Below are 4,861 nucleotides of genomic sequence, written 5' to 3' on the forward strand. Positions count from 1 at the left end.
GAAGTGCTAATTTATAGAGCGTTTAAATGCCGGTCGTAGGGAATGCGTAAATCTGTACGCCCGTTACTGCTCCTCCGGTAAAGTGCAGGGCCCGAGCACCGCTCCTTCGCCTTGGTAAGATCCCGCATTCGGAGCGTAAATACAGATTTCTCCGCTCTCGCACAGGCCGTCATTATTTCCGGCCAAGTCGGCATGAATTTCGATCGCATGCTTAAGATAGGTTTTACCATTCGCTGTGATTGTTTGGTTGCCGTCGACTGCCGCTGGACAGGCGCTTCGGGAGTGAATGTGCCGTTCGTGGTCGATCCATTGCCACTGACATTGTGGATGGGACCTCCATTCAGGGCGCGCCAATCCCAGATGCGACAAGTCGCCGACGTACAAGCTCCGTTATGAACATTTCGAGAAAGCTGCCGCGTCTTCCTTTCCCCATCCCCTGAAGGGATTTTGAAAGCCGAGCCAATCGAGAGACGCCGCGAAGGCTGCAGTTCCAGCTGTGTCGGTCGTATTGATCGTATCGTTGGTCGTAACTTTTCCTCCAAACGCCGAAGCAAAGGAACTCGTCAATGGGCTACTGCAGGAACCTGATAGCCCGCCACCGCCGCAGGTGGGGCCACTCGGTCCCACGTTGAGAAATCCTGTGAAACTGGAGGCCTGTGATCCAGACAGATTGACCGCGATCCCGCCCGCATTGTTGGCCGCGATGATGTCGTGATAAACGTTTCCACTTCCGCTACCTCCAGCAGGAGACTGAATCGCTTGATCTTGGTTGACCATGACAATCAGTGAGCATAGGTGCTGGAAAGTCCGCCCGTGATATAGATGCCATTCCAAGTATTGTTGGTGGCGGTGATGTGACTCAAGTCGTGCCGGAGTTGGCAGTTGTTCCGTCGAGAAGGATCCTGCGTCGCCGGTTCCGGAAATGGTCGCGCCGACCACAATCGTATTGGAGACGCCCTGAATTGCAAGACCTGAATTCGCGTTGATATTGGTGATTGTAAGTCCCGTGACCACATTGTTGCTTCCAAGGATTTTCAGACCGAAGCTTGTCGTGCCCGCCTGCTGGTAGGAGAGTCGAATGTCTTGAAGGCGATTGTATGTCGCCGAACCAGTCAAAACCATCAGTGACTGAGCGGACGATGTGGTGTCGGTGTTCCTGGCGACATCGAAACGGCGAATGATGTTCTTGGTTCCCAGAAAGGCGCATTCCGCCTTGCTTGCCAACGCCTTTGGCGATGGACTCATCGACCATGATCATGTCGCAAGATTCAATTTCATAGGCGGCCATGTTATTGCTATTGTTCTTGAGATCAAAGACCGTTGAACCGTGAACACGGCTAAATTTATTTCATTTGAGCCTCATGCCACTGACGAGAGGCCAAGTGCCGCTGGTACCGTTGACCATCGTTTCGATCCACAGGTGGTTCACAGATCCAGCGCAAATCATTTGTGCGGCCGCGACAGATCCTGAATAGCAGTCATCCGCATTAAAGTTATTGGTGGCGACACCGGTGGACTGCAGTTTGTAGCTGTTTAATGTCACGACCGCGATCTTAGGGGCCGTGATTTTGTATCCAAGAGAAGTTGTGTCGGCATTCGCGTAATAGATTGTTCCGGATGTATTGAGGTTCGAAAGTGCTCCGGCGTTGACCGGTAAGGCGGTGACCGTGTTCGACCACCAGGCCGTTGAACTGCTTGTTCCGATCGTCGTGGCGGTTTGAAGAACAGTTACAGAATTATTTTGCCAAGTGCCTCCGCTGGTAATGAGATCGCGAAGACCTTTTCCTTGTTTGAGCTTGACGGAGTAGAAGGTGGCCGTTCCCGAGCTGGCATCGCAGACCCAATCAAATGCACCGAGTGCATCTGTAATTGAAAGCCCTGTGCACGAAACGAAACCCGTTACAACGACCTTGCGCATTTCGCCACCGTGAACACATCCGTTGGGTTCGCCGTAGTAGCCTGTCTCGCTTGCAGAGCAGTTCTCATCGGTTTGCTCGTAAGGTTTCAGATTTGGTTCGTCGTACTTCACGTAATCATTCCAGTTCGAACCGTAGGTCGGAAAGACCGCCAAAACCGAGAGAGAAAGTGGCGCTGAAATCACAATATTTTTGTTGGCACCCAGCGAGCCGCCTGCTCCGGGGATTGGCATCGTCAAGGTCGCATCATTTCCGGCTTCGTCGCGGAGCGTGCCGGAAGTGATGGTCAAAGAACCGGTCGAAGTGTAATCGAGATCAGCTGAGTTCTGTCCGGGTGGTGAACCGTAAACAAAATTCAATGTTGTCGATCCAGAGCCTGACGAATAAATCACAGTCGCGCCAGAATTGAGAGTGATCTGCAAGGATCCAATGAGGTTCACGATTTCATTGAATGCAATTTGAATCGTGACGGTCTGCGAGGCGTTGTAAGTCACGTTTGCATCGGCGGATGTCACGTTTGTGACTGTCGGCCCCTGATTATCAAATGTGCGAGTGAGAGTCGTAGCGCTCGTGTTGCCGTTTCCGGCCGCATCATTTACGACTGAAGCTGCGAGTGAAACTGAAACCGAGCTTTGGCTTATCGGGGTGATCGTTGCAGTGTAGATGATATTGTCGCTCGTATTGAGGGAAGATGCCGTCGCGTTCGATAGACCGATGTCACCAAGAACAAAGCCCATCACGGGCTCGCTGAAGGTGAAGGTAACTGAAAAAGGCGCGTTGACATATGTCGAAGTTGCGCTCGAGATCGTCACGGATGGAAGTCTCGTGTCGAGCAAATAGGCAAGGCTCGCGGAGCTCAGACTGACGAGCTGCGCCATTGGTTCTCTTCGCGTAGAACGTATAGGAATCCGGAGAAAGGAAACTGCTGTAATAGCAACATTTGATCCGATACTTATCGCACTACCGATTTGTGTCGCGCAGCTAGAATCTGAATACAGGGTCACCGTATCTCCAGCAGCGACACCTTGAACAGTCACAATCGGTTCTGTCACGTTACCGGGAGACGAGGCCGGTGTCGTCAAGGCTAAGAGAGTGGGGGCGGAAAGAGACGCGGTGTCGTCATCGAAATCGACACACTCACGCTCGCGGCTTCAAGAGTAGCCCCTGTCGCTGACGTCAATCCCACGAGAAAGGTTTCGGTGCCTTCGATAGAAGTATCATCAATGAGCGGAACGGAGATCGATCGTAGAGTTTCACCAATAGCAAAGGAAACTATCCCTGTCGATCCGACAAAATCCTGCCCCGCGCCCGCCGTGCCGCTCTCGGAATTCCAATTAATCGTGACAGTTTGTAATGGAGCCTCATCGAGAGTCACAGCGAGGCCGACGGTTCCCGTTTCGCCGGTGGGAACTGTGGTCACAGCAATGCTAGCCTTCGGAAGGCGATTGGTAACACATATCCAAAAGGACGTCCAAGGACAATCTTTGACCACTTGGGCGTTCGTGAAGGACGCGTTGATTGTCACAGTCTCCTCGGCGTTGACAAGATCGGTTGAGACTTGGCCGACAATTACTGGAGGAGATAGGCCTCGATTGTTTCAGTATTCCCGGAACGCAAAGCTCTCCCGGAAGCGACTCTTAGTCCCATCAAGTAGATCGTACGCTGGGGTCCTTTCGGAACATCGAGAGAAACCATCGAGCCACCTGGAAACGGACCTGCAATAATTCCTGGGCTCAACAAAGTGGATTCACTGTCATTGGTGCAAGAGCCTCGGTTCAAATCAAGTGCGGCGACGGCGACCATCCAGCAATTGACCTAGAAAGATCGGTGGGAGCACTCAATGCCCAGACTGAACTTGTCGAGTTCTGACTCCGAAACAAGCGGCTTATTTTGAGAAGTCGAAGGAAGCGGGAGACTGAGTCGACTTTGCTGGGAATGCCGTCTCTGACACGCAGCCAGAAGCATGCTGATAACCACAATGAGTAGCAAACGACTTGAAATGATATGCCGCAAAGTCTTGCTCCTTGAAACCCGACTTGATATACGGGTACTGTCAATTATCGGTCGATGATTGGGGGGCTGAAGTACTAAGATGAAGCGGTTGTCGATGTCGAGTGAACGCTAGTTTAGAATTTCCCTATTTCGATTCACCAGGCCCCAAGGCTTTCAGAAAATCGCGCCAACTTTTTTTTTCTCTCGCTTTCTTCGTCCCAAAAAATTACGGCCAAGAGAGCCCCCCCCTTCCCCCCCCGCCCCCCCCAACCAAAGGTCCCCTGCCCCCCCGGGTCAATCGCCTTCAGTTGATCAACCACCGCTGAGAACCAAAAGTAGGTTACAACCCCTTTTACGGGGGGGCCCTTATCACAGATGATGTTCGAGCTTTAGATGCCTTAGTCCGGCGTCAACGGCACTTTTCAAATGCGCTTTCAATCGTGGATTATCTGAACGAGAGTTGAGCCAGCCCAACATGGCAAGTCGCCTGGCAGTGAAGAGGTAGGGGAAGATCTTTTCGTCATTGGCATCCCATTTTTTCTTTGTCTGATATCCTGAAATCAGAGCATCTTTATATTCTGACAGTCTATTGGATTTCCTTTCACTGAGTATCCTTTCGACAGATAAAAGCGGGATGACGAGATCATATGAATGAAAGCCATATCCGCAATCGTCGAAATCAATCGCGCCGAGGCTCTTGTCGACAGAAAGAATATTTCCGAAATGAAGGTCTGCATGAATGAGCCCCTGTCTCTCCGGAAAATTTTTCTCAAACCGCTGCAGTTTGTTGAGTACGAGCTTCCGGGCTTTACTGATTGTCTCTTGTTGCTTCGGGCGAATGCCTGCCAGCGAGTCGATTGAGCCAAAGGTGGGCTTTTCTCCAACAAGACCCTCCGCGGTCCAATATCGTCTATGAATAACTGGGGTTCGCGGAGTATGCATCTGAAAATTAG

General features: G+C 51.6%; 5 protein-coding genes. 1 reads left to right on the forward strand and 4 read right to left on the reverse strand.

Features of this window, described 5'->3' with window-relative positions; translation table 11 throughout:
* The first annotated feature begins 111 nt into the window (after positions 1–111).
* Entirely contained in the window at positions 112–396 is a 285-nt protein-coding gene (locus IPJ71_19560; protein MBK7845839.1) for a hypothetical protein, read from the forward strand.
* Here the strand turns inward: IPJ71_19560 and IPJ71_19565 are convergent.
* The 4 genes from IPJ71_19565 to IPJ71_19580 all read right to left on the reverse strand — a co-directional run.
* A complete protein-coding gene (locus IPJ71_19565; protein MBK7845840.1) occupies positions 391–1,245 on the reverse strand; it encodes a hypothetical protein in 855 nt (284 codons plus the stop codon). The genes IPJ71_19560 and IPJ71_19565 overlap by 6 nt on opposite strands.
* 103 nt (positions 1,246–1,348) lie before the next feature.
* A complete protein-coding gene (locus IPJ71_19570) occupies positions 1,349–2,968 on the reverse strand; it encodes a hypothetical protein (GenBank protein ID MBK7845841.1) in 1,620 nt (539 codons plus the stop codon).
* A gap of 32 nt (positions 2,969–3,000) precedes the next feature.
* Positions 3,001–3,441, reverse strand: coding sequence for a hypothetical protein (locus tag IPJ71_19575; protein MBK7845842.1), 441 nt, complete (start codon positions 3,439–3,441; stop codon positions 3,001–3,003).
* Positions 3,442–4,277: 836 nt separating this feature from the next.
* On the reverse strand, positions 4,278–4,861 hold a 584-nt coding region (locus tag IPJ71_19580), incomplete at its 5' end, for a phosphotransferase (GenBank protein MBK7845843.1).

This window comes from Bdellovibrionales bacterium (assembly GCA_016714165.1).
In the GTDB taxonomy this organism is placed as follows: Bacteria; Bdellovibrionota; Bdellovibrionia; order Bdellovibrionales; family UBA1609; genus JADJVA01.

What these genes read in the sequence shown, in the direction of transcription:
- IPJ71_19565 (MBK7845840.1), bottom strand. Translation starts at nt 1,245, where the DNA reads ATGAGTCCATCGCCAAAGGCGTTGGCAAGCAAGGCGGAATGCGCCTTT.